This window comes from Halopiger xanaduensis SH-6 (assembly GCF_000217715.1).
GTDB lineage: Archaea > Halobacteriota > Halobacteria > Halobacteriales > Natrialbaceae > Halopiger > Halopiger xanaduensis.
This window is the reverse complement of record NC_015658.1, coordinates 263,520-288,180: the sequence shown is the minus strand read 5'-3', so window position 1 is coordinate 288,180 and position 24,661 is coordinate 263,520. Positions and strand designations below refer to the sequence as shown.

The 24,661-nt window shown below is 64.0% G+C and carries 23 protein-coding genes; 8 read left to right on the top strand and 15 right to left on the bottom strand.

Annotation, left to right across the window (positions count from 1 at the left end; genetic code table 11):
• Positions 1–35: 35 nt before the first annotated feature.
• Entirely contained in the window at positions 36–326 is a 291-nt protein-coding gene (locus HALXA_RS18905) for a PadR family transcriptional regulator (protein WP_013875869.1), read from the bottom strand.
• A gap of 277 nt (positions 327–603) precedes the next feature.
• Between HALXA_RS18905 and HALXA_RS18900 the strand changes: the two genes are divergently transcribed.
• The gene (locus HALXA_RS18900) at positions 604–1,662 is read left to right on the top strand and encodes a CNNM domain-containing protein (RefSeq protein ID WP_013875868.1); all 1,059 of its coding nucleotides are present in this window, start codon (positions 604–606) and stop codon (positions 1,660–1,662) included.
• A 34-nt stretch (positions 1,663–1,696) separates the two neighbouring features.
• Here HALXA_RS18900 and HALXA_RS18895 read toward each other — a convergent pair whose 3' ends face one another.
• Both HALXA_RS18895 and HALXA_RS18890 read right to left on the bottom strand, forming a co-directional pair.
• Positions 1,697–2,569 carry a universal stress protein gene (locus tag HALXA_RS18895; protein ID WP_013875867.1) on the bottom strand — a complete coding sequence of 291 codons (873 nt, stop codon included), beginning with the start codon at positions 2,567–2,569 and terminating at the stop codon, positions 1,697–1,699.
• A gap of 231 nt (positions 2,570–2,800) precedes the next feature.
• On the bottom strand, positions 2,801–3,364 hold the full coding sequence (locus HALXA_RS18890; protein ID WP_013875866.1) for a DUF5806 family protein: 564 nt from the start codon (positions 3,362–3,364) through the stop codon (positions 2,801–2,803).
• A 291-nt stretch (positions 3,365–3,655) separates the two neighbouring features.
• Between HALXA_RS18890 and HALXA_RS18885 the strand changes: the two genes are divergently transcribed.
• Positions 3,656–3,889, top strand: a complete 234-nt coding sequence (locus HALXA_RS18885; protein WP_013875865.1) for a ribbon-helix-helix domain-containing protein — start codon at positions 3,656–3,658, stop codon at positions 3,887–3,889.
• Between the two features lie 184 nt (positions 3,890–4,073).
• On the opposite strand, the gene HALXA_RS18880 is transcribed toward HALXA_RS18885, so the two are convergent.
• Positions 4,074–4,508 carry a universal stress protein gene (locus tag HALXA_RS18880; protein WP_013875864.1) on the bottom strand — a complete coding sequence of 145 codons (435 nt, stop codon included), beginning with the start codon at positions 4,506–4,508 and terminating at the stop codon, positions 4,074–4,076.
• A 186-nt stretch (positions 4,509–4,694) separates the two neighbouring features.
• Positions 4,695–5,483 carry a formate/nitrite transporter family protein gene (locus tag HALXA_RS18875; protein ID WP_013875863.1) on the bottom strand — a complete coding sequence of 263 codons (789 nt, stop codon included), beginning with the start codon at positions 5,481–5,483 and terminating at the stop codon, positions 4,695–4,697.
• Positions 5,484–5,741: 258 nt separating this feature from the next.
• Between HALXA_RS18875 and HALXA_RS18870 the strand changes: the two genes are divergently transcribed.
• The gene (locus HALXA_RS18870; protein ID WP_085940353.1) at positions 5,742–6,740 is read left to right on the top strand and encodes a potassium channel family protein; all 999 of its coding nucleotides are present in this window, start codon (positions 5,742–5,744) and stop codon (positions 6,738–6,740) included.
• A 151-nt stretch (positions 6,741–6,891) separates the two neighbouring features.
• Here HALXA_RS18870 and HALXA_RS18865 read toward each other — a convergent pair whose 3' ends face one another.
• Positions 6,892–8,238, bottom strand: coding sequence for an APC family permease (locus tag HALXA_RS18865; protein ID WP_013875861.1), 1,347 nt, complete (start codon positions 8,236–8,238; stop codon positions 6,892–6,894).
• A complete protein-coding gene (locus HALXA_RS18860; protein WP_013875860.1) occupies positions 8,235–9,899 on the bottom strand; it encodes an ABC transporter substrate-binding protein in 1,665 nt (554 codons plus the stop codon). The genes HALXA_RS18865 and HALXA_RS18860 overlap by 4 nt, the downstream gene beginning before the upstream one ends.
• Positions 9,900–10,180: 281 nt before the next feature.
• On the opposite strand from HALXA_RS18860, the gene HALXA_RS22715 reads away from it, so the two are divergent.
• Positions 10,181–10,312 carry a hypothetical protein gene (locus HALXA_RS22715; RefSeq protein WP_280985412.1) on the top strand — a complete coding sequence of 44 codons (132 nt, stop codon included), beginning with the start codon at positions 10,181–10,183 and terminating at the stop codon, positions 10,310–10,312.
• Between the two features lie 91 nt (positions 10,313–10,403).
• Here HALXA_RS22715 and HALXA_RS18855 read toward each other — a convergent pair whose 3' ends face one another.
• The 3 genes from HALXA_RS18855 to HALXA_RS18845 form a co-directional block, all read right to left on the bottom strand.
• Positions 10,404–11,483, bottom strand: coding sequence for a DUF2249 domain-containing protein (locus HALXA_RS18855; protein ID WP_049895610.1), 1,080 nt, complete (start codon positions 11,481–11,483; stop codon positions 10,404–10,406).
• A 98-nt stretch (positions 11,484–11,581) separates the two neighbouring features.
• Positions 11,582–12,085, bottom strand: coding sequence for a molybdopterin-dependent oxidoreductase (locus HALXA_RS18850; RefSeq protein ID WP_013875857.1), 504 nt, complete (start codon positions 12,083–12,085; stop codon positions 11,582–11,584).
• A gap of 106 nt (positions 12,086–12,191) precedes the next feature.
• The gene (locus HALXA_RS18845; RefSeq protein ID WP_013875856.1) at positions 12,192–13,049 is read right to left on the bottom strand and encodes a hypothetical protein; all 858 of its coding nucleotides are present in this window, start codon (positions 13,047–13,049) and stop codon (positions 12,192–12,194) included.
• Between the two features lie 190 nt (positions 13,050–13,239).
• On the opposite strand from HALXA_RS18845, the gene HALXA_RS18840 reads away from it, so the two are divergent.
• Together HALXA_RS18840 and HALXA_RS18835 are read left to right on the top strand one after the other, a co-directional pair.
• A complete protein-coding gene (locus tag HALXA_RS18840) occupies positions 13,240–13,920 on the top strand; it encodes a nucleotidyltransferase domain-containing protein (protein WP_013875855.1) in 681 nt (226 codons plus the stop codon).
• Complete coding sequence (locus tag HALXA_RS18835) at positions 13,913–14,413, top strand: hypothetical protein (RefSeq protein ID WP_013875854.1); 501 nt, start codon at positions 13,913–13,915, stop codon at positions 14,411–14,413. Before HALXA_RS18840 ends, HALXA_RS18835 begins: the two co-directional genes overlap by 8 nt.
• A 141-nt stretch (positions 14,414–14,554) precedes the next feature.
• Here the strand turns inward: HALXA_RS18835 and HALXA_RS18830 are convergent, their stop codons facing one another.
• From HALXA_RS18830 to HALXA_RS18815, 4 genes are all read right to left on the bottom strand, one after another.
• A complete protein-coding gene (locus HALXA_RS18830) occupies positions 14,555–15,091 on the bottom strand; it encodes a YqaA family protein (RefSeq protein WP_013875853.1) in 537 nt (178 codons plus the stop codon).
• 150 nt (positions 15,092–15,241) lie between these two features.
• Positions 15,242–15,664: a GtrA family protein gene (locus HALXA_RS18825; RefSeq protein WP_013875852.1), complete on the bottom strand. Its 423-nt coding sequence runs from the start codon at positions 15,662–15,664 to the stop codon at positions 15,242–15,244.
• On the bottom strand, positions 15,661–17,118 hold the full coding sequence (locus HALXA_RS18820) for a sulfatase (protein WP_013875851.1): 1,458 nt from the start codon (positions 17,116–17,118) through the stop codon (positions 15,661–15,663). The genes HALXA_RS18825 and HALXA_RS18820 overlap by 4 nt, the downstream gene beginning before the upstream one ends.
• Before the next feature lie 281 nt (positions 17,119–17,399).
• Positions 17,400–19,043 (bottom strand): DUF2070 family protein, encoded by a 1,644-nt coding sequence (locus HALXA_RS18815; RefSeq protein WP_013875850.1) that lies wholly within the window; start codon positions 19,041–19,043, stop codon positions 17,400–17,402.
• A gap of 619 nt (positions 19,044–19,662) precedes the next feature.
• Between HALXA_RS18815 and HALXA_RS18805 the strand changes: the two genes are divergently transcribed.
• Together HALXA_RS18805 and HALXA_RS18800 are read left to right on the top strand one after the other, a co-directional pair.
• The gene (locus HALXA_RS18805) at positions 19,663–20,262 is read left to right on the top strand and encodes a hypothetical protein (protein WP_013875849.1); all 600 of its coding nucleotides are present in this window, start codon (positions 19,663–19,665) and stop codon (positions 20,260–20,262) included.
• Entirely contained in the window at positions 20,262–21,278 is a 1,017-nt protein-coding gene (locus tag HALXA_RS18800; protein WP_013875848.1) for a hypothetical protein, read from the top strand. The genes HALXA_RS18805 and HALXA_RS18800 overlap by 1 nt, the downstream gene beginning before the upstream one ends.
• A 46-nt stretch (positions 21,279–21,324) precedes the next feature.
• Here HALXA_RS18800 and HALXA_RS18795 read toward each other — a convergent pair whose 3' ends face one another.
• Complete coding sequence (locus HALXA_RS18795; protein WP_013875847.1) at positions 21,325–24,534, bottom strand: PAS domain-containing sensor histidine kinase; 3,210 nt, start codon at positions 24,532–24,534, stop codon at positions 21,325–21,327.
• Positions 24,535–24,661 lie beyond the last annotated feature (127 nt).

The window sequence follows — 24,661 nt, the reverse complement described above, 5'->3', positions numbered from 1 at the left end:
CGTCCTCGAGAAGCGTCCAGTGTCTGGCGCGGACCTTACTCGGACGAAAGGAGGTCGCCGACGTACTGATCTTCCCATTCGCGGCGGGCCTCGAGCTCGCGCTGGCCGCGCTTGGTGACCGTGTAGAAGTTCGTTCGGCGATCGGCCTGGCCCTTCTCGACGAGCCCCTTATCGACGAGCGTATCGAGATTCGGATACAGCCGGCCGTGATGGATCTCTTTTTCGTAGTAGTTCTCGAGCTCCTCTTTGATCGCCAGGCCGTGCGGTTCCTCCTGACCAGCGATCGTATACAGCAGGTCACGTTGGAATCCGGTCAAATCATACATGTCCAAGCCGAGATAGGTAAGATAATCAGATATAGGTATCGAAAATCGGTCGCCTGAGCGGGTACGAATCTACTGGCTCAGGCGGAAAGTGACCGAGCGGTCTGACGTAGCCGGACAGCAAATATGGTTCTGAAATCTGTTACCGTACTGATTGTTCGGACTACTTCGAATATGGGTGAGACAAACTACCCGTGGTATCACTCAATAGTTAGTATCGAGCGCGTAAACCACGTTGATTCCACGCATTATTTTATGAGATGACAACATTTTACCGGTGATGGAATCACTCGAGATCGGCGGACGAATACTGGCTGGTATCATGCTGATAGGCCTGAACGCCTACTTCGTCGCGATCGAATTCGGCCTCACGCGCGCTCGGCAATACCCCAAATCGGAATTCGATACGCCGAGTCTTCAACTCGCCTGGGAGATGACCGACGACCTCGAGTTCTATTTGACGACGTGTCAGATCTGGATCTCGGGGACGAGTATCGCACTCGGGATCATCGCTGAACCCGGGCTAGCGGCCCTGTTCGAGCCGCTGTTCGCGAATACGGCACTGGCATCGATCGGCGCCGGCTCGCTGCTGGGGTTCGGCCTCATCAACCTGGTTCATCTCACCCACGGCGAACAGACGCCGACGTACCTTGGCGTCGAACGTTCGAAGCAAGTCTGCAAGTACGGTGCACGCCCGCTGTACTGGTTCGCGAAGGTGCTCGCCCCGGCGATCAAACTCGGTGACATAGTCGCAAAGGGAACGCTTCGACTGTTCGGTATCGAGATGACCGGCGCCTGGCGTGAGACCGAACGCGAGGTCATCGAATCGCGCGCTGATCTCCGCAACCGGCTCGGATCGGTTCTCGAGGAAGGCGAGATTCCTGACGAACGCCGCGAGGAAGTGATGAACGCCTTTCAGATCGGCGAACAGCCCATCAGTGAACTGATGGTTCCGCCGGACGAGATCGTCGCGCTGTCTACCGAAGCGCGTCCGGAGGAGAACTTTCAGAAAATGGAAGAGCGACCCCAGACGCGGTACCCCCTCGTCGGCGACGATCTTACCGACTTCCGCGGCATCGTCTACACGCCGATCCTCGTCAGAAACCGCGAGGAAGTGGCCGACGGTAGCATCGATTTCGCGGAAGTTGCTGCCCCGCCGATGACGATGTCCCCCGATACGGACGTCAGCGATGCGATCGACCAGTTCCAGACGGAACAGCAAGAACTGGCGCTCGTGATCGAGGACGGTGAGGTGGTCGGGTTGATAACCGTTACCGACCTCTTGGAAGCGGTTATGGGCGATATCGAGGATCCGCTCGACCAGGGACAACTCTCGTAGCGGTCTCGACCAGTTCGCCCTCACACTACGGAACTCAATCTGCCGCGACGCCGATCGTCAAGACGGGAACCGGCGCCGTTCGAAGCACCCGCTCCGTCGTCGACCCGAGCAACCGTTCGTCGAGTCCCCGTCGTCCGTGCGTTCCCATCACTATCAGCTCGGCACCGACGTCGGTCGCGAACTCGCGGACAGTCTCCGGCACCGAACCCGTTTCGACCGCCGTCTTGACATCGTCAGCCCCCGCTTCTCTCACAGTCTCCGCGCCCTCGGCGACGATTTCCTGTGCAGTATCCTCGAGTCGGTCGAGCACTGGCGAGGAACCGACCGCCGCTCCGAGCGCGGGTTCGTCGACGACCGAAAGCAGGTGCAGCCTTGCATCGTACTGCGTCGCGAGCGTCGCAGCGAATTCCATCGCTTTCCGCGCGTTATCGCTCCCGTCGGTCGGCACGAGAAGATCGTCGTAGGGGTACGGTTGCCTCGCGTCCTCGTCCGGACGAACCGCCAGAACGGGGGTTTCACACGCGTTGACGACGTGTTCCGTGACGCTCCCGAGGACGTAGCTCTCGAGGCTGTCTCGGCCGTGCGTTCCCATGACGACGAGATCGACGAATTCGGGCGCCGCTGCGTCGACGATCGCCTCCCGCGGATCGCCCTGAACGATATCGTCGGTGACGGGGACGTCTCGCCGGGCCGCTCGCTCGCGTGCGTCCGAGAGGACGTCTTCGCCCTCCTGTTCGAGGACGTCGACGACGGACCCCCCTTGCTGTGTAAGACTCGGTTTGTTCGTGTCCGCGACGTACAGCAATTGCAGCGTCGCCCCGTGGGTGGCCGCGATCTCGAGGGCGTAATCGAGCGCGACGGTCGCCGGGTCGCTGCCGTCGACGGGGACGAGAACGAAATCGATCATACAGGCTGTTCGGTCAGGAGTCATATATCGTTACTCCCGACTCGAGCGATCGGCGTACTCGTGAGTCAGTCTTCGCGTCGCCTGTCAAAAGTTCGTGACCGGTGTGATCGGCTCGATATCAGAATCAATTAGCTGGATGGAGAAGTGCGGTACCAACGCGTCTGGACCGCGCGCTGACCGACGCCACATCCTCAGGGCTACTCGAGTAACCGCGACCGTACGATCCGTCGATTATGCCCCGTCGGAGTCGATAGCCTCCGCGTCGAGTTTCGCCCCGCAGTTCGGACAGTGGTCGTAGCGGAGGTCGCGACTCGCCCGATGGACGGCCTCCATCGCTTCGCGGATCCGTTCCTCCGCGTCTCGCTCGGCAGTAGCCGAAAGCGACGCTCTTTCGACTTCGATCAAGAACCTCGCTACCTCGGTCGCCTCGTACACGATATCGTCGAGTTCGTCGGCCGTGAAGAAGTCGGCGTAGGCGCCGTAGAGAAACGTCGCGCCGGCGGTGCGAACCTTGTCCTCGAACGAGCGTCGCGACTGGTAGACGGCCTGTCGGGTGTACGGTTCGTCCATGAAGGGAACGAGCTCGGGCAGATTGTCCCCGATCTTCGTCATCTCGACGCCGGTTCCGGTCCGAAAGTCGGAACAGAGGCGTGCGATCGCCCACTCGCGGGCCGTGAAGGCGACACGGTCGCGGAGAAACTCGTTGACGCGGTCGTAATCGGCGCCCTCGAGTCGGTCGAATCGATCGGGCGCGGCTGCGCTGTGCTCGGGTGATGACTGCGTATCTTCGGGCATGGTGGTTTCCTGCGGTTGCCCGCATCACGTACACGGCCCCGACGAGGATAACGCTGTCCGTCACGCCGTCCGCCGAATTCTCCCCCACTCGAGGATCGAACTCCGTCCGATCGACCGCTGATCGAATCGACCCTGCCAGGCAGCCGTTCCGATCTCCGGACGGGCTCCAAATTCACTTTCACTCCGCTACGCGAGCCCTTTTTGACGGCGACACCGTTCCTGCGGTATGGTCACCGGACGAAACCCAATCAGACCATCGTTCCGATCCGCACCCGACCGAGGTGGATATCGATGACGCGTCGTTCGGCTTCCAACGCCGCGTCGACCGATGCCAGCCGTTCTCGGCTCGAGAACGATCGCACGCTGAATCGCATTACCTTTCGAGCGACCGACGATCAACTCGCGGCCCTCGAGTCACTGGTCGAAGACGACGTCTACCACTCCCGAAGCGAAGCACTCAGAGCGGGGATTCAGCAGTTACTCGAGCACCACGAATCGATCGAGCGGGATCGCGATCGAACGTAACGGGTCCGACGCCGTCGTTCGCACGGGTCTCCGCAGGGACGACGGCGAAAAACGGGTTCGATTTCGCGGGCTCCGTGCGGGACTCGTTGCGGCCGATCCGGTCGGCGCGGATAGCCGTCGATCCGAGTTCGCTTCCGTTTGAGAACGGCGGTGGCAACCGCCGCCCGCTACGGGAACGGGCCACTTACGAGGGGCGCGCGATGAGTACGGACGTCTCGACGGATCGGACGACGCGATCGGTCGAACTGCCGAGCAGGTGGTCCGCGAGTCCGGACCGACCGCTCGCGCCCATGACGATGAGATCGATCTCGTTCTCGGTGCTGTACTCGGCGATCACTTCGTGCGGCACGCCCTCGAGAACGGTTCGCTCGTACGCGACGTCGCTCTCCTCGGCTCGAGCGACCGCGTCGTCGAGCGCGTCTTCGGCTTCCGACTCGAGCGTCTCCGTGAGGTCCGGCGCGATGTTTCCGAGGCCGGACGCGGACATCTCCGTCCCGACGTCGACCGCGTGGAGGAAGTGGACCGTCGCCGCGTGTGGCGAGGCGATCTCGATTCCGTGTTCCACCGCGGCGGCACTCGACTCGCTTCCGTCGGTCGGCACCAGAATGTCGGTGTACACGCTCGCGGCTACACCCGTCGGCGCCAACAAGCCACGGCCGGGACGAACTGGCCGCCGCTCGACGACCCCGCTCGTCGACGGGTTCGAGTTGCCCCCATCGGGCGAACGGTGGTGGTCCCGTTTCGGGCACCGGCGCAGTGACGCGTGCTGGACACGCGAACTATGCTCCAGAACCGTCGTCGGCGTTCAGTCGCGTTCGTCCCGGGCTCCCACCACCTGGGCGATGTGACTTACCGTGACTAGGCCGAGCCCGCCCACGACATTTCCGGCCGTCACGACGGCGGTCACCCGCCCCAGCGCACCGACGGCAATGTCGGCACCGAATTGGATCCCGAAGAAGACGTGGAGAACGGTAACGATCACGTGATCGAAGGGCCCGAGCGCCAGCAGAATGCCGACGACGTACGCCATGGCGATTCGGCCGCCGACGCCGTCGACCGACTCGAGGAGGTGGGAGAGCAACGCCACGAGCGCACCCCCGGCGATGGCGTCCGCAAACATACCTCTCGATCCCCGGTGAACGATCTCCTCGGCGACCGTCACCAGCGCCTCGCCCGTCCCGGTGGGAAGCGCACCCTCGACGGAGAGCACGAATACGAAGAGGGCACCGCCGACGAGGTTGAACGCGAACGTCACCGTCCACAGGCGGAGCAGCGGCCAGACGAGCCACGAGTCGTCTCGCTCGATCGCCGTCGCGACGGGGTCGAAGAAGTTCTCGTTGAACAGTTCGGACCGGCCGACGACCAGCATGACGAGACCGAGACCGAACGCGAGCGATCCCGGAAGCTTCGCGGCGTCGCCGATCCGCGGTTCGAGGACCGCGTGAGAGATGCCGAGCGCCGCGAGGCCGAAGACGATCGTGAATCCGGCGATAAAGCTGGTCGAGACCAACTCGAGCCACGACTGATCCAGGCGCCGTTCCCCTTCCTCGGCCGCTCGATCGAAGATCTCGGGCGGATCGGGCGCGACGGACATGCACTGAGAACCGTTCCATCCCACGGGCGAAATAGGACGTGCCTGCGCTTCCGGAGATAGTTCACATCTCGTGTTCGTCGACCGTCGTGGCGGTCGAAACCGCTCTCCTCGAAGCGTCGCGACCGCCGTCGAGTTTCGATATCGGTGTGTCCGCACCAACGTTTTCCGGGATTCCCTCGTACGTGTACCGGAATGGCCGGATTCAGTCCGTTTGTACCCGTTTCAAGTGCCGTCGGGACGGTTCAGTCGATCGAGCCGGTGCGGCTCCTGTCTCTCGCGATCGGAGTCGCCTGTCTCCTCGTCGCGATCGTCGATCTGTTCTGGACGACGTTATGGGACGACAAGGGAGCGGGGCCGCTCTCGTCACGGTTGATGACCAGTGCGTGGCACCGCCTTCGAACGGTCGGCGGCGATCGCGGATCAGTGCTCTCGCTGGGCGGGCCGCTCATTCTCGCGCTGAACCTTCTTACGTGGGTCGGGCTCATCTGGCTCGGCTGGACGCTCGTCTTCGCCGGCGGCGAGAACGCCCTCGTTCACTCCCGTCCGACGGGACCGGTCACGTGGATCGGACGGTTCTACTTCGTCGCTCAAACGATGTTCACGATGGGAAACGGCGACTTCTATCCCGGATCCAGCGCGTGGCAAATCGCCGCGTCCTTGACGACGGCCAGCGGGATGTTATTCGTCACGCTCGGCGTCTCGTACGTGATCTCGGTTCTCGAGGGGGTCATCGGCCGTCGATCGTACGCGAACAGCGTCCTGGGCGTCGGCAAGCGAGGCGAGACGTTCGTCACGACCGGCTGGAACGGCGAGGACTTCGACCAGTTCCACCACCTGCTCGATTCGCTCTCGGCCGAGCTGAGCGACCTCGGGGCCCAGCACAAGATCCACCCGATCCTCCACTACTACCGGAGCGAGGACCTGCTGGACTCCTCGGCCAGAGCGGTCGTCGTCTTCGACGAGGCGCTGACGCTCCTCCGGTTCGGGATCCCCGAGGAGCACCGTCCGAACAGCGCGCTCATCGGCAGTGCGCGCTCGAACGCCAAGAGCTACCTCGAGGCGTACACGGATACGATCGAGCCCGCCGATCGGGCGCCCCCAGCGCCGGATCTCGACCGCCTCCGCGAGGCGGGCGTTCCGACGGTCTCGGACGAGGAGTTCGCCGACGCGCTTGATGACCTCGAGGAGCGGCGCCGGCAGCTGCGCGCCGTGATCGAGGCGAGCGGCCGGAAGTGGCCGTCGAAGAAGGATGATTGACCACCGGTTACCGTTTCGTCGAGACGGCAGTCGGTAGCTTTCGATCCCGATCTGTCTCGAGTGTCGGCTGCCAAGACGATCGAGCAGCAGTGCCGCCCCTCGAGAGCGGATTTCCGTATCTCCCGAAGGACTTCGAATGGAGAGGAAGCGCTCAAAGTCGCTTTTCTACGGCAGTGATGCCTTCGGAGAGGGTCTGGCGCTTGAAGTACAGCCCCTCGATCGAGAAGACGATCGCCGCGATGACGACGACCAGCCAGAAGACCGCCGGGAGCTGCGAGTAGAGGTACCACGTCAGCATGACGAAGAACGCGGCCGAGCCGACCGCGCCGAGCAGCGGCGGGATCGGGTTGAGGTCGACCTCGTCGCGGACCGTCAGCGCGAGCGCGCTCATCGCGCCGAAGACGACGATGAACGCCAGCGAGGCGAACTCGACGACGGCCTCGAGGCTCCCGAGAATGGTGAACGCGGCCGTCAGCACCCCGATGACGATCACGGTCCGACTCGGGGCTGCGTCGGCGTCGGGATCGCCCATCTCGTGGGGGAGGATGTCGTCGCTGATGAGGTTCTTCGCGAAGATGGCTTCGCTGAACAGCGTCGAGTTGATCGCGCTCGCCGTGGAAATCAGGCCGGCGAGCCCGACCGCGAGCGCGAGCCACTTGGAGATGAGCAGGGCTCCGTAGAGCAGCGCCGGCTCGGGCTGGGCGGCGACGACCTCTTCGGGTAACAGCGTGGTGATCACGAATCCGACGAGAATGTAGATCGCAGCCGCGATCGGAATCGAGATGTAGACCCCCTTCGCGAGGGTATCGTCCGGATCGTCGAACTGTTCCTGGTCGTAGAACAGCAGCTGCCACCCTTCGAAGGAGACGAAGCCGACGGACGCCGCGAGGATCGGATTGAAGCCGAGCTCCGAGAGGCCCAGCTGCAGTTGATAGTTTGCGGCGCCGAACCAGAGGCCGATGAGTCCGAAGCCGGCGATGATACCCGCCTGCACGAACACGAGGTAGCGCTCGACCGCCGCCGACGAGCCCGCGCCGAGCAGGTTCAATCCGATGAAGATCGCGAGGACGCCGACCGAGAGGAACTGTCTGATCGGCAGTCCCCAGACGTACTCGACGCCGATCATCATCTGCCCGTACATGCCGAACGCGTAGGCGTACATCGCCATCGTCCCGATGTATCCGACGACGAGCGTCCAGCCGACGACGCCGGCGACCGTCGACCTACCGGTTAGTTCTTCGATGTACGTGACGGACCCGCCGTCGCTGTCGGTCGCGTCGTTGAGCTTGACGTACGAGTACGCACAACAGATAACCACCACCGTCGCCAGCGCGTAGGCGAACCACGTCAGGATGCCGGCCGCGGCCACGACGATGCCGATCGCCGCGTAGATGCCGCCCCCGACGATGCCGCCGACGCCCAGCGCGACGGCCGTTCCGACGCCGAATCCGTCGTCTCCGTTCCCGTCACCGCCGTTTCCATTGCCGTCGTCGCTCACGATCCATCACCTACGGTGACGACCCCGTTCTCCCACGCGAGCCGCGGATTGACCTGCGATATCGGATGCACGCGAAAGTTCGAGACGTTCCCGTCCACGGCGAAGCTGTTCTCGTACGAGCAGATCGGTAAACAGACGCGGTCCTCGAGCAACCGAGCGATCGCTTCCTCGTAGAGCCGCCGTCGGCGCTCGCGGTCCCGCGTCTCCCTGGCATTCGTGAGCCGTTCCATCACCGCATCCTCGCGGTAGAACGTCCCGTTCGTCGTCCCTTCGGCGTTCTCGTGGAACGTCGGGTAGAGGAACGAATCGGGATCGGGGGTTCCCGACACCTCGCCGACGAACATCGAGTAGTCCCGTTCGGAGCCGGAGACGTACCGCTCGAGGAACGACGACTCGGGCTTCGAGACGACGAGGGCGCCGTGACCGGCGTCCCGAAGGCCGCCCGCCAGCGCCTCGCCGAGCTCCTTGTGTTTCGGATCCATCGTGGTCAGGATGCGGAGTTGGCCGCTCGCCTCGTCGGCCTCGCGGAACAGCTGCTGGGCGCGTTCGGCGTTCTTCTCGTTCGCGAACTCCGCCCACTCGCCGGTCGGCATGTCCCACTCCTCGGCCACCCGCGGCGGCAGCGGACCGTACTGGCGCTCCCCCATCGGCTCGATGAACTCGCCGACAGCCTTCTCGAGGTCGATGCAGTAGCTGATCGCCTCGCGCACCCGCGGGTCGGTCGTCGGCCCCTCGTTCAGGTTGAACCCGAAGTAAAACGACGTGTACCCCTCGCGTCGTTTCACGGTCGCGTTCGCCACGCTTTCGACGTCGTCGACGATCCGCGGCGATACCGGCTCGATGGCGTCGTTGCGGTTCGTCCGGAGACTCGTTAACTGGGTCATCGGGAACTCGACGTAGGCCATCGTGACCCGCCCGATCTCCGGGACCGGCTCGCCCCAGTAGTCGTCCCACCGTCGGAGCGTCGCCTTCTTCTCCGCGCTGAACGACGCGACCTCGTACGGACCGGCACCGACCGGGTCCGTCGCGAACGTCTCCCTGTCGTCCTCCCGCTCCTCCTTCGGCACGATCGGGTGTGTGAGGGCGTGCTCGAGCGCGGGATACGGCTCGGAGAGCGACAACCGAACGGTCCGCTCGTCGACCGCCTCGACAGAGCCGATCGGGTCTACGCGCCACGCCGTCGGCGCGTCCTCCTCGAGGGGCGCCTCGAACGAGTAAACCACGTCCTCGGCGACCACGTCCCGGCCGTTCTGGAACCGGGCCCGATCGTCGAGTTCGATCACGGCCTCCCGGCGGTCGTTCTCGTACTGCGGCTCGCCGTCTGCGATCGCCGGGACGATATCGGTCCTCTCGCCGTACGCGTAGAGCCCTTCGAAGACGCGCTCGACGGTCTGTTCGGAGCCGATCGATTCGGCCTCGATCGGATCGAGCGTGACCGGCGGTCGGAGGGTGCCGATCCGGAGCGTCGGATCGGGGCCCGTTCCCAGCGTCGTCGAACAGCCGGCTACCAGAGCGGCGCTCGCGCTGCCGACGCCGGCTAGCACCTCGCGACGCGTCGGCAGATCCCGACCGTCAGACGCGCTCTCCGCGCTCGTCCGTATCCGCTCTCGAGGATCCGTTCCGGTCGATACGTCGTCGCGTCCGAGGGTTCGTCGTCGCATCGGGAACTGATCCAGTGAACGTTGTCGCGGAGAAATATTGGATCGAAGGCCTGCTTTTGAATGGGTTGCTGTCGACCGTACCGGCGTCCGCGGGGTGGAGACGATTAACGGGCGTTGAAATGCGGGTTGGTGAGAGTTTGCGAGCGTCCGATCGCGTTCGCCGGCAGCTGTAGTGTCGCGCGTAATCCGTTCCAATCGCTCTCGGAACTCGTCGGCCAGCGAGGCGTTCCGTTGCAGTATCCTGCGCACCGATGATTCAGTTGGCGGCGAAAGAATCGGCCATGAGCGACGGGAGCTTCGGTCTCACCGAAGCCGTCTCGATGGCGCTCGGGGGAATGATCGGCGGCGGGATCTACGCCGTCTTCGGCGTCGGGCTGTTGAAGTACAGCCACGTCGTCCGCGGCGGCAGTTGACGGGTACCGATCCGGTTCGAGAACGCGGCCTCGCCGTCCGTCGTCGATAGCGTCCCGCCTCGAGACCGGCCAGTAACGACGCCGGCGGTCGTCAGAACGGTGCGTCGGGCGCTGCTTCGTCCTGCGTCTCGCCTGCGTTCGCGCCGGTCCCGCCACCGTCCGTTTTCCCGATCAAGACCCGGAACTCGCCCGGCTCTTTCCGGCGATACTCCCACCGGAACTCCGGTCCGGCCTCCGCCTCGAACTGGTGATACAGCGGCTTGGGGTCGTGATCGTTCACCAGCACGAACCCCGTGCCGCCGTCCAACTCGGCGTACGCGTCGAAGATCCGCTCGTGGCGTTGGGCTGGCGGCAACTCCCGGACGTCGAGTTCGTCGACGACCTCGAGCGACGCGTCGTCCGCTGTCGCCCCGTCCTCGGTTTCGGCGTCGCCGGCGTCGCTCGCCCCTTCGCCGGTATCGCCTCGCTTCGTAATGTGGACGCGACAGCGGCCCGGTTCCTGCTCGACGATCTCCCAGTCGAAGGTATCGCCGTACCGCTGCTGGAACTCCCGGCGGAGCGGCCGCGGCTCGTGCGGCGCCACGAGTTCCATCGTCGCGCCGTCGGGGAGCATTCCGTACCGGTGGTGAATCGTGGGATGTCGCTCCTGCTTCGGAATTTCGCGAACGTCGTATCGCGAGACGACGCCGTCGTTGTCGACCGCCGATTCGGACGTTTTCTCGATCTCGACTCGCCACTCGCCGTCGCCTTCGCTCGCGTACTCCCACTCGACGATATCGCCGTGCATCGACCGCAGTTCGTGGTACAGCGGTTTGGGATCGTGATCGTTTACGAGCACGAACTCCTCGCCGGCACGGAGGCTATCGAAGATCTCGAGGAGGACCCCGTGGCGACGCTGCGGTTTCAAGTCTCGAACGTCGATCGTCGGGCGTCCGTCCTCGAGCGGGCCGGCTACCGTCAGCCGGAGCTCCCGCGGCTCCGCGTCCGGATCGTCGTACTCCCACTCGAGGACGCGCTCGTACTCGAACTGGTACCGAACCAGGTGCGGATCGACGTCCTCCGCGGCGACGATTTCGAAGGCGTCGCCGCGCTCGGCCTCGGTAAACGCGTCGAACAATCGCGTCCGATACTCGTCGGCTGGTCGCTCTCGCAGGTCGATTTCGGTGGCCATCGGCATAGTCGATACTTCCCGGCTGGCCGGATGGCCCCTGTGCCGAACGAGTTCGGGTGTGTATCAGGCTCCTTGCTTCGACTCGCGTTCGGCTCGGTTCACCCTTCGATCCGGGACAGCGCGAGGTCCTTCGCGGTGTCGTCCTCCGTAAACGGCGTTTCGCCGATGCGGATTTCCGACACCCACTTGATGCTCTCCCAGCAGTCGCGGTCGGTATCGAGCGGCACGAGCCGCGCCGGGCCGCCGTGCTCGACCGGGAGCGTCTCGCCGTCGAGTTCGACCGCGAGGATCGACTCCCGGAGCCGATCCAGCGGAAACGAACAGGCGTACTCGCCGTCCATCGCACGGACGAGCGCGTACTCGCTCGCGTCGGTCGGGTCGGCGCCCTCGAGCAGTCGCGCGACGCGGACGCCGCGCCACGAGAGCCCGTTCGCGACCCACCCCTCGATACATGCGAAGTCGTCGGCCGCCGTCTCGAGGGGATAGGACGCGAGATCGGCCGGATCGATCCGGAGCGGCCGGTCGACCGTGCCGGCGACGCGAAGCGTCCAGCCGTCAGGATCGACATCGTCGGGAACGCCGTAGGATTTGAGGCCGTCCATCGTCCCGTGTTACGACGCCCTCACCGAAACGATTGTTCCGAACATATTTCGCGGTTCAGCCGACTCGAGCGGTTGCGATCGGCCCCTTTTCGCGCCGTCGTCCGGGTCACCACTCCGCGTAGGTGACGTACTCGTCGCCCTCGTATTCGACGAGCCACGTCCCGTACGTGCCGGTCACGTCCAACCCGTCGTGATCGCGGATCCGATCGATCACCGATCGGAAGGCGTCGTCGTCTTCGAAGTACCCCTCGTCGATCGCTTTTTCGACGACTGCGCGTTCGGCGTCGGAAAGGTCCGCGAGTGCGAACAGATACCGCTCCCGGATCCGGGCAGCGAACGCCGCGACGTCGGGGGCGATTTCCGTCACCTCGTACCGGTACGTCGCTTCGGTCGCCGTTCGCGAATGCACCGCGATACGATACCGGTCCTCGTCGCGGCGAACGATGTCGTACTGTCGTTCCGGCACGAATACCGAGTCGTTTCCGACTTCGTCCGCCGTTCCGTACTCGACGCCGATATCGTATTCTGACTGGCCGGGCTGATCTTCCTCCGAAACGATCCGCTCGAGGCGGTTCCGATCCGCCTCCGGCAGGTCGTCGTACGCGATTTCGCCGAGCTCCGGCGTCGAATTCTCCGGATCGATGTCGACCAGCACCTCGTAGACCGTCACGTCGTTGCTCTCGAGTCGCGTCTCGGAAACTTCGTAGAAAGTGTCGTCCGCGCGGACGGTATCGATCCGATCGAACAGTTCGGTCCGCCCGGTCCGCGTTGCGGAGCCGTTTTCGCGGGCCGACGTGACGAGCGTGTACTCTTCGGAACCGGGATCGGCAGCCATCGATACCTCATCGGCGATGTCGTCCGCCGTTGCGCCGTCCATGTCGAGCACGACGGGAGGATGGCCACAGCCGGCGACGGTGACCGCGAGGAGGGATCCACAACTCGCGAGGACCTGACGGCGTCGCATGTCACCCACGATAAACGACTCGTACGAAAACGTTCCGTTCTGCCGACTCGTCTTTCCGTTCCGGTCGCGTTCAACGTCCCGGTAGATCGTGAGACTACGACGGGACGCAAACGGTGACTCGAGACCGGACGGGAGTACCGCCGTCGGCAGCTATTTATACCTTGTTGCGTAAAATCAGACAGTGTCTGAAATGACGAAACGAGGTATAAGTGTCTGCATCGATCCCCGTCCTGATTCGGACACCGAAATCTTCCGTATCGGGGCTGCAGACGATATTCTCCGGCTCTTAGCGGATGCTCACGAGACCGAGTTTACGATCCCGGAGCTCGTCGACGCGACGGACGTCACCCGATCGACGGTTTGGCGGGCGGTCGACCTTCTCGAGAGTATCGGTGCTGTCCAGGTTCGCGAAACGCCACAACGGAACTACGTTTCGATCGATCCGACGCGACTCCGGAAAGACGATCCGATCCTGGCTATCGGACAACCGGAGTTCCACGCGCCGGTTCGGGCCTTCGTAACTCGCGTCCGAGAGGAGGTGACCAATACCGACGACGTCACTGACGTTCTCGGTATCGTCGTGTTCGGCAGCGTCGCTCGAGGCGAGGCCGACCGGCGAAGCGATATCGACCTGTTCGTCGTCGTGGACGGCGATCGGACGAGTGCTCGGCGGACCGTTACTGACGTCGTCGCCGACCTCAGTAAGCGCCGCTTCGACGGCGATCGGTTCGATTTCGAACCGTACGTCGAATCCGCGGAAAGCGCACGCCGGGCGGGGCCGAAACTCCGCGAGATCTTTGTGGAGGGCGTGACCGTGTACGGCGGTGAGCGACTCGACTCGATCCGGAAAGCGGTGATAGTCGATGAGTAGTACCCGAATCGACCACCTCATCGACGAAGCGCAGGCGGCGTTCGACCGACGACCGACGGCGGTCGAACCCGGACTCGAGGTGGAGGACGCGGCGCTCCTCCAGTTACGAAAGGCCTGTCGGCTGCTAGCTGGCGCCGACGCGCTGCACGAGGCCGAATACTATACGCTCGTCATCGAAGCCGCGTTCGTCGCGATCGAACGGACGGTCGAGTTTCGCCTCCTCGAGCGGGGTACGATGGAGCCCGACGATCTTCCCGGAACGCATCCGGGGGTGTACCGAGAGGCGGCGTCGGTCGGTATCGTCGCCGAATCGACGGCCGAGGACCTCGCCGACCTGTGGCGCGATCATCGGGCGAAGACGTACTACCGGGACGGTCTCGCCTCAGCGGAACGGGCTCGGGCGATGATCGCCCTCGCCACCGAACTCCACGACTTCGTCGTCGGTCGGTCATCGCAGGGGTACGAGTGCCGTTGTCCCGAGCGTAATTCGTAGGCGCCGTCCTCGAGGCGTCCGCCAATTACAATTTAATCGAATCCGGGTAGGATCTAGATCGCCGTCCGATATGTGAATGCGGAGAGCGACCGGCGTACGTTACCGCCGACTCGTCGACTCGAGCCGGCAAGGGGACGCCGATCAGACGACGGTCGTCACGCCACCGAAGAACCCGACGGTAACGAGGAGGCGTCCGAGGCTCCCGAGAAACGTCGCGAGCGCGAATCGCGGATAATTCTGCTCGAGGACGGCGAACGCGTAGATGGAGATCGTGTCCGGGAAAAACGGGACGGACAACGCCGCTGCGAGGCCGGCGTAGCCGTACTTCTGTGCGAGCTGGACGGACCGTTTCTCGGACCACTCGAGGATGTTCCACCGCGACTGCCGCAACCAGCCGACGACCGGTCCGGATTGCGTTATTTCCCGACCGATGTGGAACGCGAACACGCTTCCCGCGGCCTTTCCGGTCGCACTGACGAGCATGATACCGGAGAGTTGCACCCACGGGGGGAGTCCGAGATCGAGGGGTGCCACCAGGACGATTTCGCTCGGTCCGGGCAGCGCGAACGCGATCAGAAACGAGTACACGAAGATGATGCCCATCCCGGGCCAGCCCGTCGCCGATTCGACGAGCGCCTCGAGGGCTGCGCCGCCGGTCCCGACCAGTGTTTCAAGCATGAACGAACGGAGAGTCACCACGGTACCAGATATGTTTTTGATATAACTTCGTTTCGTGAGTACGTTTCGGTTGCTCGCGAGCGTGCCGCAATATCCGTAGTCGACCTCGAGTCCGACTTCGACCTCGGACGGCGATGCGTACTCGCGCGCTCATCCCCAGGTCCACCTCGCGTCGAGGACGTACCGGTAGATCCCGCTGATCGCGATCGCGGCCCCGTTAGCGAGCAGATACGGAACACTCTGCCACTCGACGAGCAGGCCGAGGGCGCCGATCTGGATCGGGATCGCCGTTCCGCGAACGATGTTCGTCTTGAGTAAGCCGACGACGTACTCGACCGGACCGGTGTTTCGCGACGCTCGGAAGGTCCACGCGTTGTTGAGCACGTACGAGAGAACGATGGTGATCTCGATGGCGACGACGGCGCTAGCGAGGTAGTGGAAGCCGGCCCGGTCGACGAACGCCCAGAGTAATACCATCTGTACGCTGGCGGCGACGATCCCGACGGCGACGAACCGTCGCAACTGGGGGGCGATCGGACCGCTCTGAAGATTGCGAAGGTATCGTCGAATCATCGGTACCCGAGTGCCGACAACCGTGCCTCGAGGTCGTCGTCGATCGATTCGTCTTCGCTCTCGCTCTCGTCGCTATCGGTCGATGCGTCATTATCGGACTCCCGGAGCACGTCGGCGTGGTCTGCGGCGATCGATGCGAACGCCTCGATCCGGGCGGACTGGTCGGACGTCGGCTCCGTTGCGAGGTTCGTCTGCTGAGCCGGGTCGGCGGACCGCTCGTAGAGTTCGATTTCGTCCGCGTCGACGTTCTCGATGTAGGTCCAGTCTCGATCCCGGACGCTGACGAGGAGGTCGCCGTCCGAGAGCGACCGCGGAATCGGTTGCGCCGTCACGTCCTCGCCCCGAACGGTAACCGAGACGACGGGGTCGTCGGCTGGAGCCTCGTCACCTCGAACGCTCGGGACGAGCGTCTCGCCCGTCCACTCCGCCGGCGGCTGTACGTCGAGCAGGTCCGTCACCGTCGGCGGAATCGAATCGAGGCCGACCTGCCCGTCTACCCGTCCACCATCGTTGTCGGGGACGTCGACGAGTAGCGGGACGCGGATCAGTTCGTCGTACAGCTTCGGATAGTGGGCGAGGTGGCCGTGCTCTTGAAACTCCTCGCCGTGATCGCCCGCGACGACGACGGCCGTTTCGTCGTCGAGGTCGTTCGACGCGAGCGCCTCGAGCAGTCGGCCGATGCTCGCGTCGACCTGTCGGACGGCGGCCTGATAGAGCGTTCGGAGGTCCGCGAGCGTCCGCTCGCTGACGTCCCAGCCGAGCCCGGTCCGCGTGTGCGCGAGCAACATCCTGTGCGTGCCGAGGAGGTCGGACGAAACGTCGCGAATGTACCGCGGAGCTGGCACGTACGGCGTGTGCGCGTCCATATAGTGCACCCAGAGGAAAAACGGCTCGTCCGCCTCCTCGAGGAACGACCGCGCGCCGTGCTCGACGTCGAACAGTCGTGACGTATCCAGAAACGGTCGATCGTCGGTGTTCCCGCGGAGCCGCGACCCGACGCGGCGAAACGGCGACGCGGCTAACTGCAGCCACGCTTCGACCGTCGGGTGCGTCGCGAGATAGCGACTGTAGATACTCGAGCCGACGTTCGCGACGAAGGATTCGAACTCGTCGAACCCGTCGTCGTATCCCCAGTGGGAGGTGAGAAACCCGTTCGCCGCGTTGAACCCGCCGGTCGAAACGTCGGCCGCCGAAAGCGTCTCGGCGAGCGTCGGTGACTGCTCGACGCCGATTCCGCCGCCGTCGGCGAACACCGGGCGAGAAGCGAGAATCGACGGGAACGAAAAGGGGGTCCAGTTGCCGGTCGCGAAGGCCCGTTCGAAGACGGTCCCGCGGTCTGCGAGCGACTGTAATACCGGCGTGTGTCGATCCTGGTCGTACGGACTGGTGGCGTCCGCCCGCAACGAATCGACCGTGATGAGTACGACGTTCGAAACGGCTGTATCGGATGTCATGATTCCCCCTCCCCGTCACGACCGACTCGTCGGCGGCGATGGACTCGAGCGACGAGCGAACTGGCTCCCGCCGGTGACTGGCTCCCCCTCCATCGCTGACAGACGGGTACTGGCTAGTACCCGGGAGGAGAGTGGAATGAGCATTTCGGTATCTTCCAAATACGATTAGTTTACTGACGTATGATCCGGTGTTTTATCGGATGGAAAGCAAACGTTCGACGGTCGGTCGCTATCGGCGGATCACAGCGCGCAGCGACGATCGAAAATAGCGGTGACGAACCTCAGAAGACCCAGAGCACGAGGAAGACGTAAAACGCTGCAAGCGAGATGATGACGAGTCGGATGAGGATGTTCACGCTGAAGACGAGTCCGCTGTAGTCGAGTTTGAGCAGGCGCAATCGGTCCGTCCGATCGTTCGTCAGACCGATCCGGGCGTCGGAGATACGATCGGCCGCCCGCCGGACCGTGTTCGTGACCGTCTCGATGTCGAAGTCGTCCATATTCGCGAGGTCGTGCACCGACGCGTGCGTGTCCGTCGAGAACAGGATCACCTCGTCGAACTCCCCTTTGAACCGCTCGCGTTGCGCTCGCAGATCGTCGGTGATCCCGTTGGTATCGACGCCGAAGACGAGCGTGCGCTGCCCGCCGACCTCCTCGACGAGCGCCATCAGCGGATGGTCGCCGCAATCGACGGCGAAGCCGGCGCTGTACGGGAAGGTCTCGGCACCCTCGAGTTGCTCGAGGAAGTCGTCGAAACACCGCTTGAGGCGGTCGGCCTCCTCGGTCCCGTACTGGATCTCCCTGTCCAGTTCCGCGTGGATGTGGTGGTTGTGCATGTCCACCAACAGGACGTCGTCCTTCGAGACGTCCCGCATGAAGACGCCCGGATGATAGTCGTCGATCCCCTCGGCTTCGAAGAAGACGATTTTCTTTCCGTCGATAGTCCGGCCGTAGAACTCGAGGTCGTCGTACTCCGCAGCGTGGAGTCGCGACGCCGCCGAAACCGTCTCCGGATTGCCGATCGCATCGACGACCTTGGTGACGTCGGCCGGATCGGCGAGGTCTTCCTTGTGGGTACACGGAACGTGCAGGAAGAATCCGGTGCCGGCGTCGTTTAGTTCGTCGATGACTTCGCTACTGAGCTCGCCGCCGCCGAACCCGCCGAGCGGGCCCGGATGGATCCACGGCGCTGCGAGCGTGAGTTCCCGACCGTTGTCGACCGTCAGCGTTTGCACGTCCGGCCGCGCCGGATATCCGAGATCGAGCGCCGATCGTTCGCCCTTCAACAGCCCCGACGTGAGCGCGAACGCGGACACGTCGGCGTTGCTGCCGATCAGGTAGTCGAACAGTTTCAGGAAGCCGACGAGGACCGCGACGACCACCAGGAGCACCCCGAAGTTGACGAGCAGCGACGCCTCGGAGACGCCGACGTTCCGGCCGATGAAGAACTGGAACGTGCCGATCAGCAGCAGCGGCTGCACGAGCGACAGCGGGACGATCCGTCGCAGGCGCTCGGGACCGACCGAAACGGTCAGGACCATCACGTTGGCGAGGCTCACCGTGATCAGTGCGAGCCAGACGATTCGCCACGCGTTCAGCCCGGTATCCGCACCCGACAGGATGAGCGCGTAGATAAAGAGGAACAGCTGCGTCGTGAGCGCCAGGAAGTAGCTCCAGTGGCGCGGGTAGTCGGGGAGGGCGTGATAGAACAGTTCGGCGGCGACGAGAAACGGCGCCAAGAAGATCACGAACGCCCCGACCGGGACGACCCACGGTTGTAGTTCGACCGGTGCGAATTCGTTGAGGGCCACGTACGTGAGAGTCGCGTAGATCGGGCTCAAACCCACCATCGCGGCGATTTGGACCGGGAGCGACGGCAGCCTGAAAACGATGTGTTTGAAGATATCGACGTTATCAGCACCCATCGTTACTCACCGTACGGTTCGTTACGCTCTCCGTGAGTTTTCATTGCTCACGGTAGCGACTCTATTATGGTATCTCTTTTCGTTTGCCGGCGCACCGGATGAATCACGAGTGTGGACGGAGCGGACAGGAATCCGCCGGTCGAGCGCACAGCGTGACGAATCCGTCGAGCCTGCGGATCGAGAACCTGTTCGGTGCAGCGGCGGCGTGCGGTCGAACTCACTCGGTGACTCGGTCTTTCGCACCCCCGATCGCGGGCCTCGAGCCGACCGCACGTATGGCCCGTCGACAATCCCGCGATGCGTAATTACTACGAACGTGACGTTCATCGGTTCCGGTAGATGTCCGACAAAGAGAGGCTGTTCCGGGCGCCGCGCCGCGACGTCTTATCGGCGGTCGCGGGAACCGGTATCGCCGCCGTCGTCGGTTCGCTCGCGTCACGGCGAACGACCGCCGACGCGAGCACTGACGCGATCGATACCCTCTCGCTCGGGACCTTCGAATCGGCGCTCGACGAGTGGCGACCCGGCGATGGTGTCGCGTTGTCGAGGGTCGCCCGACGCGACCGTCCGACCGCGGTCACCGAAGGCGAGTACGCCCTCGAGGCGACCGTCGACGGGAATGCGACGCGCCATCTCGCGGCCGCTCACCGACCTCGACCCGTCGACGCACCCGTACTTCGTCGCCGACGTGACACCGGGCCGAATTGCCGGGACCGACTCGCCCCTCGAGTTTCGCTTTCGGCTGGTGAATCGACTCGACGACTGGCTAACGACGGATCCGATCGCCGAATCCGACCCGGTATCGGTCCCGCAAGCGATGCCCGGACGCGTCTACTGGGATGTGAGCGACGTCGACGCCGGTCTCCTCGACGCGATGCCGCGGCTCGAGATCACGTGGTCGGTGGCCGACCGCGGTTCGGGCTCGTCGACCGAGATCGACACGCGCCGCGGCGGAATCGTCTTCGATGCGATCCGTGCGACCAACTCGGTCGGCGCCGTCGGACGAGCCCGCCTCGCAGCGACGATGCGGGACCTCCAGTTCGAGCACGGCGTCTACGTCCGTACTACGGTGACCGCGGAGACAGAGGCGCGGGAGGAGGGCGAGTTCGTGTTCGCTGACGGTGCAACGGAACCGTACCGATTCGAGACGCTCGACGCGAATCGGCACCTGCTCACGGTTGCCGGAACCGAGATCGAATTCGGACGGGGGTGGCACTGATGGTCGAGCGTTCCACGTCGGCGACGACGGTCACGCTCCTTCCGGGTCGCAACGAGAACAGTTCGGAGGGCGGCGATCCCCTCAACAGCGCGATGCCCGACTACTACGGGAAGTCCCTCGACGCGTGGTTCGTCGCCGACGCCGTAACCGACCTCCCGGACGACCTGCAGGCGGTCCGCGAGATGCGAAAGCAGCTTCCCGAATACGACGAGGGGCTTCGACAGTACCGGCTGGCGAACCAGATTGACCTGTCGTTCGCCACCCCCGACGGTCGAACCGTCGTCGACTCGAGTCTCTCTTACGATACGAACGCGGACGAGAAGCCGTCGTACGTCGTCGTCGAAGGCGAGAAGTCAGAGGACAACGTCGTGCGAGACATCATCGAGCGGGACGACCTCGACTGGTTTGGCGGCCAGGACAAGCTTCGCGCGACGGTCGAACGATTCGAGAGCGACGCCGTGACCGAAGTCGTCGACGGCGTCGAGGGCGTTCGCGCCTCGGTCATCTACGGCGGCACCGACACGTACATCGAGATCATGCGCGAGAAGTTCTACGAGCTCGGCCCCGTCGAGTTCCTCGAGACGACGGGGATGGACGCGGCGGTCGTTCCCGCGTTCATCGTGGAGCCGCCGACGATGTACACGTTCCTCGAGCTCGCGCTGCTGGCCGACGGGACGACGCTGGCCCGCGTCTGGGACGCCAGCCCGTATCCGAAACACTACCTCTACGTCGAGGAGCGAAAGCGCGACGAAACCGAGTTCGAGGAGGGGAGTCGACCGGACGGCGGCGAGTGGCGGACAAACGAGGACATGAACGAGCGGTTCGGCCAGTGGGTGCTCGAAGAGCAGGGATTGGAAACGCCGTTCTCACCGCACACGAGAGCGGGATACGAGCAGTCTATCGAGTACGCCGCCGCCGCCACTGATGCGTATCCGACGATGGCCTACGGCGAGGACGGTGCCGAACTAACCGCATCGTCGGTTGCCTCCGCCCTCCCGCCGCTGTTCCCGTGGTAGCCCGGCGAGCACTCCGCGATCGATAGTGCGGCCGACGGCGCGGCCGTCACGCCGGGGGCAGCGTAAACGAAAACGTCGTTCCGTCTCCCGGTTCGGAGTCGACCCAGATCTCGCCGCCGTGGCGCTCGACGATGCGACGACAGAGCGCGAGGCCGATCCCGGTCCCGGGGTGTTCCTCGTGGGTGTGGAGCCGGTGGAACACTTCGAAGATTCGATCCTGATCCGCGGGGTCGATCCCGATCCCGTCGTCGTGAACCGAGACGACGTATTTCGCCCCCTCTCGTTCGGCGACGATACGGATCTCGGGCGGCTCCTCGCCGCTGTACTCGACCGCGTTGCTGATCAGATTCTGGAACACCTGTTGGAGTTGTCTCGCGTCGCCGCGGACGGTCGGCAACGAGTCGACTACGACCTCGGCCCGGTTTTCGTCGATCTGGAGTTCGAGGTTCTCGAGCGTCTCGTCGAGCACCTCGTTCAGATCGACCGCCTCGAACGGATCGCCCCGCGTCTCGACCCGCGAGTACTGGAGCAGGCCGTCGATCATCTTGCGCATGCGCTCGGCGCCGTCGACGGCGAATTCGATGAATTCCTTCGCGTCGTCGTCGAGGTCGTCGGCGTACCGATTCTCCAGCAACTGCAGGTAACTGGTCACCATCCGCAGCGGCTCTTGCAGGTCGTGGGAGGCGGCGTAGGCGAACTGCTCCAAGCGTTCGTTCGACTCCTCGAGCTGGCGTTCGTACTCGAGGCGATCCGTGATATCGCGGCCGATGCCGGTGAGCACCTCGTTCCCGTCCGGATCCTCGAGGGTCGACGCCGTGAACTCGTACGGTATCCGCTCCCCGTCCTTGGTCCGAATCTTCGCTTCGATCTGTAGATCGCCGGATTCGAAGCCGTCGGCGATCGTGTCCGCGACCTGCTCGGCGTACTCCTCGTCGAAAAAGTCCAGTGCGGTCATCGACTCGATTTCCGCGTCCGAGTAGCCGGTGACGTCGTTCACGCTCTCGTTCCACCGCTGCAAGTTGCCGTCCGCATCGATGAGGTAGAAGAGGTCGTCGACGGCGTTCAGAACGTCGTCAGTGAACTCCTTGTGCTCCTTGAGTCGACGTTCGCGCTCGCGGAGGGCCCGTTCGCGTTCCTTGCGCTCGGTGACGTCGCGGACCACGCCGATCTCCTCGCGGCTGTCGCCGGTCTGTAACGTCGCGAAGGTCCCCTCGACCGGGACGCGGTCTCCGCTGGCCGTCTGGAGCTCCGTCTCCATCGCCGGCGGTGCGCCGTCGCCGGCCGCGATCTGGTCTCGCGATTCCGTGATCGTCTCCTCGTCGACGACCAGCGAGGCGTGTTCGCCGACGAGTTCGGTGCGATCGTAGCCGGTGAGCTCCGCGTACGCCTCGTTGACCATCGCGAAGTAGCCGTCCTCGTCTTTGACGTAGATGCCGTCGTTGATCGTCTCGACGATGGTTTCGTACTTCGTCAGTTCCTGTTCGCGCTCGACCCGCGCCGTCACGTCGCGGAAGTAAATCGAGAGTCCCGATTCGGACGGGTACACTGAAAACTCGAGCCACGACTCGGTGCCCTCCTCGTAGACCTCGAAATTGAGCGGCTCCTGCGTTTCCATCGCAGTCCTGAATTTCGTCCTGTACAGTTCGTCGTCCGCCTCGGGAAGGACGTCCCAGATTTCCCGCCCCAGTAACTCGTCGGCCGGTCGCCCGAGGAGTTCGGCGGCCCGCTCGTTTAAGTGCGTCAACTGCCAGTCGTCGTCGAGCGCGTAGAACGCGTCGGAGATCCGCCCGAGGATCCCGTTGAGTTCCGTCTCGAGTTCCGCCTTTCGCTGTTCGAGTTGCCGCTCTCGTTCCTTGAGCTCGGTGATGTCTTTCCCCGCAGTGATGATGCGATCGATCGTTTCGTCGGGGCCGAACACGGGCACGGTGTTTACGCGGTAGTGGCGCCGATCTCCGTTCGGAAGTTCGAAAATTAGCTCCTCGTCGAACACCGGTTCGCCGCTTTCTACCACGCGGGCCGACGTCGTTTCGTCCGGCTCGAGTCGGTTCCCGTCGGCGTCGTAGATCTTCCAGTCGCCCGTATCCACGGGGTTTTCGGCGAATTCTGCTTCGGAGAGATCGAACACTACCTCCGCCCGCCGGTTCGCCATCACCGTCTCTCGGTCGCTGTTTTGAACGGCGATCGCAACCGGCGCCGTCCGCAGCAGTTGCTCCGTCTGGCGATACTGCCGCCGGAGTTGCTGTTCGCGCTCCTTTTGCTCGGCGATGTCCTCGACCGAGAGGATCACCCGCTGCTCCTCGCCGTCCTCGAGCGGCGCCGCGTTGAGCGAGACCCAGCGTCGGTCCCCGTTCGGGACGTCGAGCTGGCACTGGTAATCGTAGACGGGGTCCCCGGTGTCCAAGGCTTTCGTCCAGGGCCGTTCGGCTGGCGGAATGCGGTCGCCCGCTCCGTCGTAGACTTCCCACGACTCTATAGTGTACTCCGAACGTTCCGACTCGTCGATTTCGAGTCGGGTAAGCAGCCGCCGGTTTGCACGGGTGAGGGTTCCGTCCGGGGTCAGGACGCAGGTACCCACCGGGATCGTCTCGAGGATCCGTTCGGTGAAGTCCCGCTCCCGGCGCAGTCGTTGTTCGTACTCCCGGCGCTCGGTCATATCTCGCGTGACCTTGGTAAAGCCCTGCAGCGTGCCGTCGTCGTCGCGGATCGCGGTGATCGTGACGTGGGCCCAGAACCGCGAGCCGTCCTTGCGGACGCGCCACCCTTCGTCCTCGACGCGGCCCGCGTCTGCCGCCGCCTCGAGATTCTCCTCGGGGACGCCTGCGTCGGTATCGGAATCGGTATAGAAGGTCGAGAAGTGTTCGCCGACGATCTCCTCGGTTCGGTAGCCTTTGATCCGTTCGGCACCCTCGTTCCAGTTGACGACGGTCCCCTCGGGATCGAGCATGAAGATGGCGTAGTCCCTGACGGCGCTCACGAAGGCAGCGAACTCCGCTTCGTCGGGGGTTTCGGTTTCGGCCCGCGTCCGGGTGTCGCCGTCGGGCTGCCACCACACTCGCGTCCCGTCGGCGAGTTCCCGCGTTTCTACCTCGCCGCTGTCGGTGAGCTCGTCTAAGGTGTGGCGTGCAGTTCGCTGCGGACAGTCGAGGGTTTCGGCGACGTCCGTGACCGTGACCGGTGTCGACGCCCGCTCGAACTGCGTAAAAACACCCCGCACGTCCTCCCGTGTAACGTCCGGTTCCGACCCGGGGGTATCCATAGACGCAGTTCTAGGGCCGTCCTTGTAAACACTTGCCGTTCGATACTCTTCCGCTCAAGCGGGTAAACCGAGTTTCGCTTTTCTACCCTCGAGATGGCGTGTTTCGACCGATAATCAGTGTTTCGCC